Annotated in this window: 12 protein-coding genes; all 12 read left to right on the top strand. The window is 54.3% G+C overall.

What is annotated here, in order from left to right:
* The first annotated feature begins 19 nt into the window (after positions 1-19).
* Positions 20-703: an ABC transporter ATP-binding protein gene (locus tag KKG35_12135; protein ID MBU1738876.1), complete on the top strand. Its 684-nt coding sequence runs from the start codon at positions 20-22 to the stop codon at positions 701-703.
* Positions 700-1,713: a hypothetical protein gene (locus tag KKG35_12130; protein MBU1738875.1), complete on the top strand. Its 1,014-nt coding sequence runs from the start codon at positions 700-702 to the stop codon at positions 1,711-1,713. Before KKG35_12135 ends, KKG35_12130 begins: the two co-directional genes overlap by 4 nt.
* A 623-nt stretch (positions 1,714-2,336) precedes the next feature.
* The gene (locus tag KKG35_12125) at positions 2,337-4,511 is read left to right on the top strand and encodes a multicopper oxidase domain-containing protein (protein MBU1738874.1); all 2,175 of its coding nucleotides are present in this window, start codon (positions 2,337-2,339) and stop codon (positions 4,509-4,511) included.
* Between the two features lie 102 nt (positions 4,512-4,613).
* Complete coding sequence (locus KKG35_12120; GenBank protein MBU1738873.1) at positions 4,614-5,315, top strand: FKBP-type peptidyl-prolyl cis-trans isomerase; 702 nt, start codon at positions 4,614-4,616, stop codon at positions 5,313-5,315.
* A 74-nt stretch (positions 5,316-5,389) separates the two neighbouring features.
* Complete coding sequence (locus KKG35_12115; protein ID MBU1738872.1) at positions 5,390-5,632, top strand: FKBP-type peptidyl-prolyl cis-trans isomerase N-terminal domain-containing protein; 243 nt, start codon at positions 5,390-5,392, stop codon at positions 5,630-5,632.
* 692 nt (positions 5,633-6,324) lie between these two features.
* Entirely contained in the window at positions 6,325-6,735 is a 411-nt protein-coding gene (locus KKG35_12110; GenBank protein ID MBU1738871.1) for a response regulator, read from the top strand.
* Between the two features lie 106 nt (positions 6,736-6,841).
* Entirely contained in the window at positions 6,842-7,414 is a 573-nt protein-coding gene (locus tag KKG35_12105; protein MBU1738870.1) for an SCO family protein, read from the top strand.
* Positions 7,411-9,132 carry an amino acid ABC transporter substrate-binding protein gene (locus KKG35_12100; GenBank protein MBU1738869.1) on the top strand — a complete coding sequence of 574 codons (1,722 nt, stop codon included), beginning with the start codon at positions 7,411-7,413 and terminating at the stop codon, positions 9,130-9,132. Before KKG35_12105 ends, KKG35_12100 begins: the two co-directional genes overlap by 4 nt.
* A gap of 31 nt (positions 9,133-9,163) precedes the next feature.
* Entirely contained in the window at positions 9,164-9,556 is a 393-nt protein-coding gene (locus KKG35_12095) for a hypothetical protein (GenBank protein MBU1738868.1), read from the top strand.
* A gap of 20 nt (positions 9,557-9,576) precedes the next feature.
* Entirely contained in the window at positions 9,577-9,903 is a 327-nt protein-coding gene (locus KKG35_12090) for a hypothetical protein (GenBank protein MBU1738867.1), read from the top strand.
* 94 nt (positions 9,904-9,997) lie between these two features.
* Complete coding sequence (locus tag KKG35_12085) at positions 9,998-14,104, top strand: multicopper oxidase domain-containing protein (protein ID MBU1738866.1); 4,107 nt, start codon at positions 9,998-10,000, stop codon at positions 14,102-14,104.
* A 243-nt stretch (positions 14,105-14,347) separates the two neighbouring features.
* Positions 14,348-15,658, top strand: a complete 1,311-nt coding sequence (locus KKG35_12080) for a flippase (protein MBU1738865.1) — start codon at positions 14,348-14,350, stop codon at positions 15,656-15,658.
* Positions 15,659-15,663: the final 5 nt, after the last annotated feature.

Raw genomic sequence — 15,663 nt, 5'->3', positions numbered from 1 at the left:
AAGAATGGAAAACCGGACCGTGATCCGCACTGAGGAGATCAGCAAGATTTATAACGCCGGCAAGCCCGATGAGCTTCACGCGCTGCGGGATATCTCGGTTGAGATCGAAAGAGGGCAGGTGACGGTGCTGCAGGGGCCGAGCGGTTCCGGCAAAACTTCCCTGCTCAGCCTGATCGGCTGCATGGCAAGACCCACTTCCGGGCGGATCATCGTCGACGGCAAGGATGTCGTCAAGCTTCCGGAGAGGTTTCTCACCGGGATCCGCCGGGAGAAGTTCGGTTTCATCTTCCAGCAGTTTCATCTCGTAAAGGACATCAGTGTCGAGGAAAACATCCTTTTGCCCCTCTATCCTCTTGAGATCGGCATCGGCGGCATGAAAGACCGGGCGGCGACGGTTCTGGGCAAACTCAGAATAGAGAACCGGAAACATCTCAAGGTGAAAAAACTGTCCGGCGGAGAGCAGCAGCGGGTGGCCATTGCCAGGGCGCTGATCAATGCGCCGGAGATTATCATTGCCGATGAGCCCACCGCCCACCTGGACAGAAAACTGGCCGGCGAGTTTATGGATATCCTTGCCTCCCTGCAGGATGAAGGCAAGACCATCGTCATTGCCACCCATGATCCTTTTGTCTCCGAAAATCAGCTTGTCCGGAAAGTGGTCTGTATGGAGGATGGGCGTGTAGAAAAGGTAGTTGAACGGTGATACTCCATCCGGGCGTCCTTGCCCTTGTTCTGGGCTCAATTTTTGTGTTTCTGATGACCCTGTTTGCCGCTGCAGTGGGGGGGGTGATTCTCCGGCGATGGGATCTTGACAGCAGTTCAGCGTATCAGCTGTCGCTGGAAAGAAGGACTTTCCTGATCTCGACGGTCATGAACTATGCCCTCGGCTTTCAGGCGCTTTCTCTGTTTCTGTTTCTGTATGTCGTCGAGGACATTCATCAGCTGTTTGTCGGCGCAATGTGCGCTACCGGTTCGCTCAATGCAAACCCGACCGGATGGTATGCCCTGGCCTCGAAAATCGGCGCCTTCTTCTGCTCCGGGATCTGGATCGCCCTCAATTCCGTAGACCAGAAAGCCGAGGATTATCCTCTGATCAGGCTGAAATATCGGCTGCTCTTCCTCATCGTCCCCCTTATGGCCCTGGATCTTTGGCTCCTGATCGACTATTTCATGGCGCTCGACCCGGATATCATCACCTCCTGCTGCGGTTCATTGTTCAGTGAATCAGGGAAAGGCGTCGGCAGCGATCTCGCCGCGCTGCCGGTGAAAACGTCGATGATCATTTTTTATTCGACGGCAGGCCTGTTCTTTCTATCCGGAAGTGGGAGCCTGTATGCAAAAAACGGGTGGCTCCGCTATGCATTTTCCGCTGCGGCGGTGGTTTTCTTCTTCTCTTCGCTTGCCGCCATCGTCTCCTTTGTCTCCATATACGTTTATGAACTGCCTACCCACCACTGCCCGTTTGATCTCATTCAGCAGGGATACCATTTTATCGGGTACCCTTTATATATCAGTCTGTTCGGTGCGGTGTTTTTCGGCATCCTTCCCGGATGCTTCCAACCCTTGAAAAGAAAACCTTCCCTGCAGGGCATCATCGCCGGAAGCGAAAGAAGATGGCTCTTTCAGGCTTTGGTCTGGGGCGGAGCTTTTGTCCTGCTGACAACCTGGTCGGTCATTTCCAGCAATTTGATCTATTTCCCGCATTTCCGTTGACCTTCCGACCGTTCATCCCCTGCAGGATGGTTTGTCCCGCATCCTGCAAATCCGTTGTTCTGTTTGATAATTTTTCGAAATCAAAGTTCGCAGAATTGCGAAATTGAGCCATTCAGCCAATCAGTTCTAATTCTCATTATCCGGGTGACCACCCGGCTGACCACAGCCTGTAAGTTGTAATACAAAGTGGCACATCAATTGCTACTGATACCGGGTGCAAGTGATTGTTATTTTCCTGATAGTCTTTTGTCGGCGGGATTCATAGCCGGCAACCAATCATATTTCATCCCGGCCCGGCCGGACCAGTCCGCAGGTGAGCTGCGGAGTGGGTCCCGGCGGTGGGCTTCAAATGAGGAGGAGCATCTGATCGTAAGTGCTCCAAATGATGAATTTTTGCTGAGGGGCGAAAAATGAATGGAGAAAAGCGGAAACGTATTGGTTCTATGGTCCTGCTGGGTTTGCTGGCTGTTTATTCGTATGGTTGCGGGGGCAGTTCCGATGCCGCACCTTCCCAGACGACAAACCCTACAAACCCGACAAACCCAAATCCTCCTGCTGTCGTTGCGGCACTCGACCCGACCACAATTTCCAAGTATGTGACGCCGCTGGTTATTCCACCGGTAATGAAGACCACCGGCGTGGCGAACACCTACGATATTGCCATGCGGCAGTTCAAGCAGCAGATACTGCCGCCGCCGTTCCCGGTGACCACGGTCTGGAGTTACGGCCCTGCTTCCGATCCGGTACCGGATGTTGCGCCGGCCGCGAACTCGCAGTTCAATTATCCCGCCTACACCATCGAAACCACTTCAGGGGTCCCGGTCAACGTCAAATGGCGGAACGAACTTGTTGCCATTGATCCCGTCACCGGCTTTCCGTATGCTCCCGGTTCCGGGCAGAGGAGTTTCCTGCCGCATCTTTTTGATGTCGACCAGACCCTGCACTGGGCCAATCCGCCGGCAGCAGGATGTGTCGACAACACCAACCGTACCGATTGCCGGACCCTGAATCCCGCACCCTATCTTGGCCCGGTGCCGATGATCACCCATGTCCACGGAGCTCATGTCCAGGCGCACAGTGACGGTTATCCTGAGCAGTGGTATCTGCCCGATGCCGACAATATTCCCGCCGGCTACGCCACCGAAGGGAGCGTATTTGACGATGCTCTCGGGCAACTGCCGGGCGGGAACAGCGGACAGGTGGATTTTGTCTACAGCAACGACCAGCCGGCGACCACCCTCTGGTATCATGACCACAGTCTGGGCATTACCCGCCTGAATGTTTACGCAGGCCCGGCCGGTTTCTGGCTCGTTCGCGGCGGCGCGAATTACAGTGATGCCGACGTTGATGATGGAACCACCGGAGCAGTTGCGGACGGCAACTTGCCTGGGCCTGCCCCTGTAGCCGGACAAGGGGTGGCTGCACTGAATACCCCAGGAGATCCGGTGAGAAATTCCATTCGCGAAATTCCCATCGTTATCCAGGACCGCTCTTTCCGTGAAGACGGCTCATTGCTGTACCCGGACAGCCGTATCGATTTTGACAACTATACAGGCCCCTATGTCCCTGACAGTGATATTTCCCCGATGTGGAATCCGGAAGCGTTCTTTAATGCCATGGTGGTTAACGGCACAGTCTGGCCAACCCTGGAAGTTGCTCCGGCCTTATATCGGTTCCGGTTATTGAACGGCAATGATTCCCGTTTCCTGAACCTGGCATTGTTCGAAGCGGTAGGAGATGTCCTTGGTACAGAGCATCCTTTCTATCAGATTGGTGCTGAACAGGGTTTCCTGACGGAGGTAGTCGAGGTCGTTACCGGTCAGACCACGACTTATCCTGGCGGTGTGGTAACAACTATCCCCGTTCCGCGGGAACAGCAGGCGTTGCTGATGGGACTGGCGGAACGAGCGGATGTTCTTGTCGACTTTCGCGGTCTGGCAGACGGTATCCATATCCGGATGATAAACACTGCCGCCGACTCTCCGTTTGGCGGCTTTGACAGCTCCGATCCCGATGCCGATCCTCCAGCGATGCCGGCCACTACCGGTCAGGTCATGGAATTTGTCGTCAACAGCACTCTTCTGGGTGCCCCCACCGACCCAGGAGGAGCCACTCCCGCCACCACCCCGCAGGATTTGATCCTGCCCTCCGAGGCAACTGCCGCTCCTCTGCCTGCTCCTTTGCTCGGAGATACCCGTCAGGTTTCACTGAACGAGGAAGAGTCCGGTCGGGTATGTGTGACGGTTTCGGCAACCGGTGAGATCACCGTGGTCTATGTATCTCCAACAAAACTTGATGCGGCAGCGATTACCTCCATCTGTAATACATACGGAGCGGTGCCCCAGGCTCCGGCTTCAGCATTGCTCGGGACAGTTGATCTTGCCGGACCGGACCCGCTGGGTGTGCCGCTCCAATGGACTGATAAGACGGGGGCGAGCACTCCGGTGCAGGTCAATCTCGTAAACGGCGGTACGCCATCCATTAACGTGACCGAGAATCCAACCCTGAATACGGTTGAGGACTGGGAGATCTATAACTTCACCGAGGACGCCCATCCCATCCATCTTCACCTGGTCCGCTTCCAGGTACTGGGACGACGGGAGATTGGCGGCGGACCCGGCGCCAACGGCGATCTGCAGCCATGGGAGACCGGGTTCAAGGACACCGTTATAGCGTACCCCGGAGAGATCACCACGGTGCGGGCGTTGTTCGACATAGCCGGTCTTTATGTCTGGCATTGTCATATTCTGGAACACGAGGACAATGAAATGATGCGTCCGTTCGTGGTTTCACCTTGAAATAGCTCTTGCATGAAAAGGGGTGTCACTTTACTCTGGTGATGCCCCTTTTCTCATGGCGGAATTGTATCAGAAACCAAAAAATCAGAGGAGTGGATCATTTTGAAAAATGGATATGCGGCGGTTGCTCTTGCAGCTTTATTCTTACTGCCGGGGATATGCCCGGCGGAAGAGTTGCCGGGGAAAACAGACGCCCTCAAAAATCAGGACAGGGTGAGCTACAGCATCGGGTACCAGATCGGCGGTGATCTGAAAAAGCACGGCAGGACCGTCGATGCCGCGGCCTTCCTGCAGGGAATGACGGACGCCCGTAAAGATGCCCCGGTCATGGACAGGGGTGAGATGCAGGAAGCCCTGATCGCGTTTAAAAAGAGCCTGGCAGCAGATGCCACCGACCAGTCGGGAGTCGGGCAACCCGGGCTGCCTGCACAAAATGTAAAGGCGGAACAACTTTTCCTTGAACAGAATCGGCAGCAGGAAGGTGTCGTGACCCTGGCGAGCGGCCTTCAGTATAAAATTATTAAAAAAGGCGATGGCCGGATGCCGAAACTGGAAGATACCGTCACCATTCACTACAAGGGCAACCTGATCGACGGCACCGAGTTCTATAGTACCTGGCGCAAGGGAAGCCCGCAGACGGTGCCGGTCAGCAAAAGTGTTCCCGGACTGCAGGAGGCGCTGCAGCTGATGCCGGAAGGGTCGGAATGGCAGCTTTTCATCCCCCATCATCTGGCATATGGAGAAAAGGGCCCTCTGGGTGACCGGACGGTCATCTTTGAGCTCGAACTGCTTGAAATCAAATAATTGGGAGGGAGTTACCCTTGAAACGATTACTATCTGTCGCATGTCTTTTGTTCCTGATGTTATCAGGTGTTTGTATGGCAAATGAGGGCCTTGATTTTCAGGATGAGAGTGTCCGGCTCGGCTACAGCATCGGTTTTCAGGTCGGCGGCGATTTCATCCGCCAGGGGCAGGAGATCGACCCTGAATTTGTAATGAAAGGGATCCGGGATGCCCTTGCCGGAACCGACCCTCTTTTGACCCCGCTGGAAATGAAGAATGTGCTGATCGAATTGGGTAAAAATATCGCCCGGATGGAAATGCTGAAAAAAGGCAGATGATGCGCGTGATCAGTCAATTGCGGGCATATGGTTCAGAGTCGTAGTGATATTCCAAGATGAGAAGCCAGAAGACAGAAGACAGAATTCAGAAGACAGAAGCCAGAAGCCAGTAGCCAGAAGACAGAAGCCAGAAGCCAGAAGCCAGAAGCCAGTAGCCAGAAGTCAGAAGCCAGAAGCCAGTAGCCAGTAGCCAGAAGCCAGAAGCCAGAAGCCAGAAGCCAGAAGCCAGAAGACAGAAGCCAGAAGACAGAATGACTGATTTTTTCACCCTTCGGGTACTCACTTCAGTACCCCCTTGAGTTATAATTCTCGATGTCTAGCAGGCTCGCCTTCGCCCAGGGGCATAAGTTTCGTATTCCTGGTGTGCTTTTGACGTTGCGGACAAACCTTCAAAAATAATATCTCCTCCCACCATGTGTGTTCTGTGTTCGGTTTCGCAATTTTTCTAAACCAGGGGTTATAAAATTGCGAAATTGACCGGCCACTCCCGAGTATTTTTTTCCCTCCAGGCACCGAATAACCTGAAAACAGGCATAGTTAAGAATAATACGACAAAGTGGCACAGGTGTTGCAATTCCGGTAATTGAGATAAAATCGGCGGCGGCTCCCCTGGGCAGTCTTGACTGCCTGGTTCTCCTGCCGGGAGAACAGATTCAGGTCGCCTTGCCGGCGATATAATTGAGATTGAAATTATGAATAAAAGGATACTGGTGATGGACCCTGATGATCTGGTGAGGGATTCAATGCAGCTCTTCCTTGAAGGAATGGGGTGTCGGGTGATGACTTCCGGTAATGCAGACAATGCTCTCAGGTGCCTTTCTGAAAACGAATATGATGCACTGGTCTGTGCCCGCGATCTACCGGAAATGGATGGTCTGGGGTTTATCCGGCAGATCAGGAAGCTGTATCCGAAAATGTTGAGAGTTCTTGAGTGTGACGACCGCAGCAGCATGGAGTTTTTCCGTGAGGCAAAACTGGCCGGGGCGCATGAGGTTATTCATAAGCCCTATACCGCCACCGACGTTGAGAAAGTGGTCTCAAGCCTCAACCTGAAATACTGGGTTATGGAGAATGGCGGAAAATCCGCCGGGCGATTGCTATGAATCACCTGTTCAGGCGGGTTTGTAAAGAAAAGAGACAAGTCCTTTGAATTGTCATTGAGCGTAGCATTACAACACTTCAAAGGAATTAGCAAAGGGGCGGCTTATCATGAAACACTTCTATTTGATAGTGGCGTTTTTCATCTTTCTGACGGCGATTGCGGTTACCGATGCCGGGGCTTCAGCGGGGAAATATGAGCGATCGTTGGCAAGGGTTGCCATTCCCGATGTGGTGCTGGTGAATCAGCGTGGAGAAAAGGTCCGGATCAAGTCTCTGCTGGAAGCGGATGAACCGGTCATCGTTGATTTTATCTATGCCACCTGCACCACCATCTGCCCGATTCTTTCCGCAGGTTTTGCCAATCTCCAGACAAAATACGGCCCGGAAATTGAAAATGTCCGTCTGGTTTCCATCTCCATTGATCCGGAGAACGACACGCCCAAGGTCATGCAGGAGTATCTTGGCCGCTACGAGGCGCAAGCGGGTTGGGACTTTCTGAGCGGAAGCCGGATGGATATCGATATGGTGATGAAGGCATTTGATGCCTATTTTCGTGACAAAATGGACCATCAGCCGCTGAACTTTGTCCGTTCTGTGGAGGATGGCCGGTGGCTCAGGCTTTACGGCCTGATGAGCAGCCGCGACCTGATCAATGAACTCCAGAAAATGAGGGTGAAATGAATATTTCCGTTACTACTTTGCTGGCAGGTCTTGCACGGATTGCCGTTTTCCAGGGCGTGCTCCTGTTATTGGTTGGCTGGGCTCCCTCATCCTCTGCCGCGTCCGCCGAAACGTCCTTCACTCCCGAGCAGATCCTGAGTCTCGGGGAAAAGATGTACCGCGAGGGCATTCTCCCTTCCGGCGAGCCGATGAAGGCCTTTGTTTCCGGTGACATACCCGTTTCCGGAGCTTCATTTACCTGCGTCAGCTGCCACCTGCGCAGCGGCCTCGGCTCGGTGGAAGGGGAGATCGCAACCCCGCCCACCAACGGCAGGATCCTCTATGCGCCTCGCGAGTCATATATCAAGGGCTTTGAGCATGTCCCGTCCTTTCATAACTATGCCGTTTATTTTCAGCCCCGCCCCGCCTATACCGATGAATCCCTGGCCGAGCTGATTTCCGGCGGCATCGACCCGTCCGGTCGTTCGGTAAAGCAGGTCATGCCGATTTATGATCTGGGCGACCAGGAGATGGCGATTCTGATCGCCTACCTTAAAACCCTCTCCGACCAACCGTCGCCCGGGGTGAGTGACGGGATGATCAGGTTCGCGACGGTGATTGTCGAGGGAGCCGACCCGCTGGCTGTTGAGTCGATGATTGCGCCGATTGAATTTGCCGTCAGCCGCAAAAACAGCCTGACGACCGCCTCTGAAGCCAATGACCGGGTGGGGCGCATGGGATACAACATGCTGGGTCCGGACCTTCTGAAAAAAAGGTTTTCCCTGGCCCGCTGGACCCTGAAAGGACCGGCTGACACCTGGCGCGCCCAGCTGGACGCCTACTACCAGGCAGAACCGGTGTTCGCCATTCTCGGCGGAATCTCGAACGGCGATTGGGAACCGATCCATCGTTTCTGCGAAGAGAACCGGATTCCGAACCTGCTGCCGATTGTCGATTATCCGGTATTGAGCGATACGGACTGGTACACCCTGTATCTCTCCCGCGGGGTCCGCCTGGAAGGGGAAACCGCAGCACGCTATCTTCATGGCATGTATGACCTCTTCAACGGCCGGGCGATTGTCCAGGTGAGCCGTGACAGCAGAAAGGGACAGGCTATGGCTGCCGGCTTCAATGAAATTTGGGCCGGCGCCGGGCATCCGGCCGCTGTCGAGATCATCCTGAAAGAGGGGGAGCAATTCTCCGGAGAGCGGCTGCGGAAGATCATAGCCGAACTGAAACCGGCAGCGCTCCTTGTCTGGGACGACGCTTCCGCGCTGGCCGCCTTCGAAGGGCTGGCCGATATCGCAGACCGCCCCGGGGTGATCGTGGCCTCGGGAACGGATGTCGGGAAATCCCTGTGGGAAGTTCCGGAGCAACTGCGGGATCTCCTCTATTTCACCTATCCCTACCGGCTCCCGCAGGAAGACGCGCGTTACGACATCTCGGTCAGAAAGGTATTGGTCGGAAAACCGGCGGCTGATTATGACTCGAAAATCGTCAAGCAGTCAAACATCACCAATGAACTGCTCGGCAAGGCGCTGATGGATATGCGCGGGGAATATTATCGGGACTTTTTCCTTGATGTCATCGGGATGATGCGTGATCAGTACTATCCGCTTTACGAGCGGGTAAGTTTTGGCCCGGGCCAGCGCTATGCATCCAAAGGGTGCTTTGTTGTCCAGCTTGGCAAGGGAGATCAGCCGCAACTGGAGCGCCGCAGTGAATGGGTACTGCAATGATGGTTGAACTTGAAGGAATGAGGACGCGCCGATGAAGAAGCTCAGTCTCTTGATATTGCCGATTCTCCTTTCCCTGCTGATTAGTGCAGAAGCGACAGCTGATGCGCCTGCAGGTCAGGATGAAACGGAAAAGGTGTTCATCGTCAGCGGATACCGTTATGAACCGGGCGGAGACGTCAAACAGACCGATGTCGGTCAGTCGCTCTGCGGGACGCGCTGCAACGCGCTGTCCGTAGATTATCTGAACTATACGGAGCCGGGTGGCTGGCGAATGATCAAGGTTGCCGACAAGCGGGAACTGACGGTTGATCTGAACAACCCCTTTCTGGCCGGGGAATGTATCTGTGTTGCTGATGAATATATCGTCAAGGTCAACGAATTGTACCTGTCGAGTAAGACCCCACGGGGCAAGGAGGTAAGATGACAAATCAAATGAAGTATCTAATGACGGGGTTTTTGTTTGTGCTCCTGGTTGCGGCGCTGGCCTGGATGGTGCCCGGGGAAAGAAAGCCTGTTTCCTCTTCTGCTCCAGCCGTACCTGCAGTTGCCGGGAAGGAAGTCGCCGGACAGTTGAAGAAGAATTCGCTGCAGACTTCCACCCGGTCCCGGCCTGACACGGCGTCCCGGACCTCCCCGGTTGGAACGGCTGTATCCCAGGCGCAGCTGGACCTGGTGAAAAAAAGGGAGGAAGCGCGGATCCGGCGCGATGAGATGCTGGCCGTGAGGGCCCAGACGATCAACCGGCTTGGACCCGGCAATACAGGGGAATAACCGCAGCAGTGACTTGGCTATGTCTGCGTGATTTTTATAGATTCAGTTTCATAGGGACACTGAGTTATCTAAAAATGCTAGAGGGGCAAAAATTATGAAAAGAAAAAATTTCCGTTTTATCATGACCGCTTCATTGTCGGTCATGGCTTCCTTTCTGGGGGCGGGGACGGCAGGGGCGTATCTGAGCCCGAGCAACCCTGCTGTTTTGACAGTCGATCCCGCCCAGATCGAGCATATGGATCCGAGCTACCTTGCCGATTTTACAGCAACTGCGGATTCGACCTACGTTATCGGACCGGGAAGTATTCCGGACTATCTGACGAGTCCCAACTGGGCCTACAGCCCACCGTTGCGGAAATTCGTCGACACACTCCCGTTGCTCGGCACCGCCGACTCAAACAACCTGGGGCAGTACATTCCGGTGGCCGTACCGGATGTGACCTCCTATCCCGGCTCTGACTACTATGAGATCGAGTTGCGGCAGCACACGGAAAAGATGCATTCCGATCTGCCGGTTACGACCTTGCGCGAGTATATGCAGGTCAACAGGGGGACTGATACATCGGGATGTACTGTACCTGATCCGGCCAATCCCCTTGGCACTGACTGTGTCGGCGCTGCTGAAGGCGCTGCCGGTGCAGGTCTTACCGGCGGTGATAATACGGTTCTGGTCCAGACCGAGCCGCATTATCTCGGGCCGATCATTATTGCCGAGAAAGACCGGCCGGTAAGGGTCAAATTTATCAACAAACTTCCTACCGGAGCAGGCGGGAATCTTTTTGTCCCGGTTGATACCTCGATCATGGGCGCCGGTCCTTATGAAATCGATTACGATCCGGTGACTCTGGAGCCCAAGGCCCTGACGGCGGGTGATTTCACCCAGAACCGCGGTCTTCTCCATCTCCATGGCGGACGTACCCCCTGGATCAGTGACGGGACGCCCCATCAATGGATCACTCCTGCAGGCGAGGTGACCGATTACCCCACCGGCGTGAGTGTGGAGAACGTACCCGACATGCCGGACCCCGGCCCTGGCGCCCAGACGTACTACTGGACCAACCAGCAGAGTTCCAGAATGATGTTTTATCATGATCATGCCTGGGGCATTACCCGCCTCAATGTCTATGTCGGCGAGGCTGCCGGGTACCTGATTCGTGAGCAGGCCGAGCGTGATCTGATTGCTGCGGGGACCATTCCTGCCGCCGAGATTCCGCTGGTCATTCAGGACAAAACATTTGTTGACGCCAGTGAAATCGCGAAAACCGACCCGACCTGGGCCTGGGGAACAAATCCCTGGGACGGCACCCCCGGTAAAGCCATGACCCCGGTCGAAGGTGACCTCTGGTGGCCGCATGTGTACATGCCGGCCCAGAACCCCTTTGACTTCAGCGGTATTGCTCCGATGGGGCGCTGGGCGTACGGCCCGTATTTCTGGCCGGCGACCAACAACTTTTTCCAGCCGATCCCGAATCCTTATTACGATCCGGCCTGTGATCCCGCCCTTCCGGATACTCCGGGAAGCTTCGGCGGTTTCTGCCAGGCTCCGGAAATCCCCAGTTCTCCAAACCCTTCATGGGGTGCGGAAGCGTTTATGGACACTCCGACAGTCAACGGCACCGCATATCCGGTGCTGAATGTTGATGCCCAGGCGTATCGGTTCAGGATTCTGAACGCAGCCCATGACCGGTTCTTTAACCTGCAGATGTACATTGCCGACGACAATCCGCCGGTGCCCGTCAATACTCCTGAGTTTCCGCCGAACGTTCTTGATCCCGCATTCTCCGGTGCGGGTTATACCGGTACTTTGGCAAATGCCCTGGCCACCGGGACCGAGGTCAGGATGGTTCCCGCAACCGGCGAAGCTGTCAGCATTGCACCTCCCGGCGGAACCATTCTGTCCAGACCGGCTACCTGGCCTGCAGATGGTCGAGATGGCGGAGTGCCTGACTGGAGCTGGGTCGGACCCGAGTGGGTCATGATCGGCAGCGAGGGCGGATTCCTGCCGAAGCCGGTAGTGATTCCAAACAATCCCGTAGACTGGAATGTTGACGTGACCACCTTTAACGCCGGGAATGTCAATACCGGTTCGCTGATCCTCGGACCGGCGGAAAGGGCGGATGTGATTGTCGACTTCTCTGCCTATGCCGGCAAGACCTTGATTCTGTATAACGATGCTCCGGCTCCCTGGCCGGCCCTTGACCCGCATTACGATTATTACACGGATGCACCGGACAATCGCGCAATGGGCGGCTTTGACACCACTCCGGTGGGATTCGGGCCGAACACCCGGACGATTATGCAGATCAAGGTTTCCAATACTGCAGGTCCCGGTCTGAATATGGCCAACCTGGTCGAGGCCTTCGATCCGGCAGACGGCACATCTCCAGGTGTATTCCGCAATGTCCATGATCCGATTATTGCCGGTCAGGGTGACATGAATTCAAGTGGAGATCCCGCGCTGTACGAAGCGTTTGCCTTCGAAGGCACTGGTTTCAGCGCCTATAACGACAACTGGAACACGACCTTCCCGACATCCTATCCCAATTGGGGTATTGCCCGGATTAATGACAAGAACATTTCCTTCTTCAATCCGCAGCTTGGTGCGGTTCAGACCGTAACCATGAAGGCGAAGGCGATTCAGGACGAGCAGGGTGAAACCTTTGACGAATTCGGCAGGATGCGGGCCGGCCTTGGTCTGACCCAGGAGAATCCGGGGGCGGGGCAGGTCAACTTTATCCTCCAGTCCTACAGTGATCCTTCTTCTGAAGTGTTGAATGAAGATGAGGTCCAGGTCTGGAAGATTACCCACAACGGTGTTGATACCCATCCGGTCCATTTCCACCTTTTCGATGTCCAGGTGTTGAACCGGGTAGGTTGGGACGGTTTCCTCCGTCTGCCCGACCCGACCGAGATTGGCTGGAAAGACACGGTCCGGATCAGCCCGCTGGAAGATACCATCGTTGCCCTGAAGCCGGTGACCCCGTCGATGAAATTCGGTGTCCCGGAGAGCTACCGACCCTTGAATCCTGCGCGGCCGATAGGCGACACCACTGCATTGTCTCCGATTGATCCGGTTACCGGGCAGGCCTGGGCGACTCCAAACCTCAATCGTTTCATGAATCTCGACTGGGAATACGTCTGGCACTGCCATATCCTCAGCCATGAGGAGAACGACATGATGCGCCCGATCAGCCTCCAGTTTGCCGAGCTTCTTCCGGGAACGGTCCTTGATGTGGCAGCAACCCCAAGTGGGGCGGACAATGTCCTGACCTGGACCGACCCGACCCCTGAAGCAGATCCAGGCACACTCGGAAATCATGCCAATGAGGTTGCCTTCCGGATTGATCGTTCCGTCAATGGCGGCGCGTTCACCTTCCTTGGCTTCACACTGGCCAACGCAACCACCTATACTGATACGGCAGCTCCTGCCGGCAGCAGATACCATGTCTTCGCCGTCAATGCCGCCGGCTCTTCAGTATTGCCGATGGGTGATATTGTGAGAGGCCTTTTCAACAATGGCACATGGACCCTGGACTCAAACGGTAACGATGTGCTTGATGCGGGTGTTGATACAACCTTCACCTTCGGTCTCGCCACCGACAAACCCATCTTCGGTGATTGGGACGGTGACGGAACCGTCGAAGTCGGCGTATTCCGCAACGGTACCTGGTATCTTGACACAAACGGTAACAATGTATTGGAACCGGGAATCGATGTGTCTTTCAGGTACGGTATTTACACCGACTTGCCTGTTACCGGCGATTGGAACAACGATAATATTACGGATGTTGGTTTGTTCCGTAACGGAACCTGGGTGCTTGATTCCAACGGCGACCGTATTTGGAATTCTGGGACTGATGCCGTGTTCAGGTTCGGTTTGACCACCGACACACCTGTTACCGGTGATTGGAATGGCGATGGAATCACCGATATCGGTGTATTCCGTAACGGTACCTGGGCTCTTGATTCTGACGGAAACCACATTTGGAATGGTGGAAGCGATGCGTTGGTCAAGTTCGGTATTTCTACCGACAAACCCGTTACCGGCGATTGGAACAACGATGGGACCACCGAAATCGGCACCTATCGTAACGGCACCTGGTATCTCGACATGGATGGGAATAACGCATGGAATGCCGGGACTGACAGGGTGCTTACTTACGGAACAGCCGGCGATACACCACTTTCCCTGGCTCCGTAATCTAACAACAATACAATAAATTCAACCCAAGCCCGGGACGCTATCAACTGGCGTCCCGGGCTTTTCTTTTTCAACGAACTCTGTTTGATTTTCAGGTTGTCATTTTGCCTTGAATTGAAGTGACCGGAGGAGTCCCACCCTGTTGTCCCACACTCTTGCCGATGGTCAGCGGATCATGTTATTGTTGTTGATGCAAAAGCCCAAGAAGAGAATTCCTGCCTTATGAGGAGCAATGAAAATATCTTGAAAGCGGATGGCCGCAAGGTCGGTATCACCAATCAATCTCTCTCAAAGCGCATAACAGCCAATTTTGTTTGGTCAATCTTGAGTGAGGCGACTGCCAAAGGGGTATTTTTCGTTACCAATATATATCTTGCCAGATCACTCGGAGTTTCCGGTTTTGGGGTCTTTGCACTGGCCCAGACGATCACCTATTATTTCTGGTTTGCAGTCAATCTCGGCGTCGATATGTACGGAATTCGAGAGATTGCCAGAAACAGGACCGACTCCAGCCGGATAATTAATCCGCTTTTCACCTTGAGAGTAACGTCAGGCGCGGTGTTTTTTCTGATTTATGCCGCATCTGTTGCACTTGTCGATATGCCCCCGGAGCATAGAGTTGCTTTTATCGGATGCGGTTTTTATCTGTTCACCCAGTCCCTATATTCCGACTGGGTGTTCAAGGGCATTGAGAAATTCAAATATATTGCCTACGGGAGTTTTGCCTCATCGGGGATTTTTCTGATCGCTGTTTTTTTTCTCGTCAGAGGCGAAAACGATCTGGGCAGGGCCGCATTTGCCTGGTCGGCAGCCGGCCTCTTCGGCTCTATTATCCTGCTCTATATCCTGCCCGGGAAAACCGGGATAACCATCAAGCCTGATTTCAACTTCCGTGTCTGGTCCTCACATATCAGGGAATCAATATATCTCTCCATATCGAGCGCGCTCCTGACTGTTTATCGATATCTGTCGGTACTATTAATAAGCTTTTTCTTTACCCCGTTTGAAGTGGGGATTTTCATGGCTCCCTATAGGGCCATACTTGCCGTGGGCACGGCGGGAGTGATGCTTCCGATGGCTTTTTACCCGGCGCTGTCCGAAATGTACATCAGGGACAGAATGGGCTTCAGGAAAACCCAGACCAACCTGCACTGGATTATGTGTGCCATGGGAATTCCCTTTGCCGGGGTGGGGATGTTCTTCGGTGAAGAGATTGTTCTGGCTCTCTTCGGAAGCAGTTACGAGGCCAGCGTTCTGGCCTTCAGGTTACTCGTCTGGTTGATACCTCTGTTTTTTTTACGACACAGTTATGGGTTTGTTCTTATCGCCGCAGGACATCAGAGATTGCATAATATTGCAGTGCTGGCCGGAGTGGTGTGTATGGCGGTCACGGGCATTATCTTGATCCCGATGTACAGCGTTATCGGCGGTGCTCTAGCTCTCCTTTTTTCGGAGCTGTCTATTCTCGTGGCTATCGTGATATTTGTAATCAAGAGGGTTTGGAAGGGGTCGCAGGAAAGTTTTGCAACGAACGAGGCGTCTGATACGGAATGATCGTT

Source organism: Pseudomonadota bacterium, assembly GCA_018823285.1.
Taxonomy (GTDB): domain Bacteria; phylum Desulfobacterota; class Desulfobulbia; order Desulfobulbales; family JAGXFP01; genus JAHJIQ01.
This window is presented reverse-complemented; position numbering and strand designations above follow the sequence as displayed.

What these genes read in the sequence shown, in the direction of transcription:
- KKG35_12105 (MBU1738870.1), top strand. Translation starts at nt 6,842, where the DNA reads ATGAAACACTTCTATTTGATAGTGGCGTTTTTCATCTTTCTGACGGCG.
- KKG35_12085 (MBU1738866.1), top strand. Translation starts at nt 9,998, where the DNA reads ATGAAAAGAAAAAATTTCCGTTTTATCATGACCGCTTCATTGTCGGTC.
- KKG35_12095 (MBU1738868.1), top strand. Translation starts at nt 9,164, where the DNA reads ATGAAGAAGCTCAGTCTCTTGATATTGCCGATTCTCCTTTCCCTGCTG.
- KKG35_12110 (MBU1738871.1), top strand. Translation starts at nt 6,325, where the DNA reads ATGAATAAAAGGATACTGGTGATGGACCCTGATGATCTGGTGAGGGAT.
- KKG35_12125 (MBU1738874.1), top strand. Translation starts at nt 2,337, where the DNA reads ATGAAGACCACCGGCGTGGCGAACACCTACGATATTGCCATGCGGCAG.
- KKG35_12115 (MBU1738872.1), top strand. Translation starts at nt 5,390, where the DNA reads ATGGCAAATGAGGGCCTTGATTTTCAGGATGAGAGTGTCCGGCTCGGC.
- KKG35_12100 (MBU1738869.1), top strand. Translation starts at nt 7,411, where the DNA reads ATGAATATTTCCGTTACTACTTTGCTGGCAGGTCTTGCACGGATTGCC.
- KKG35_12090 (MBU1738867.1), top strand. Translation starts at nt 9,577, where the DNA reads ATGACGGGGTTTTTGTTTGTGCTCCTGGTTGCGGCGCTGGCCTGGATG.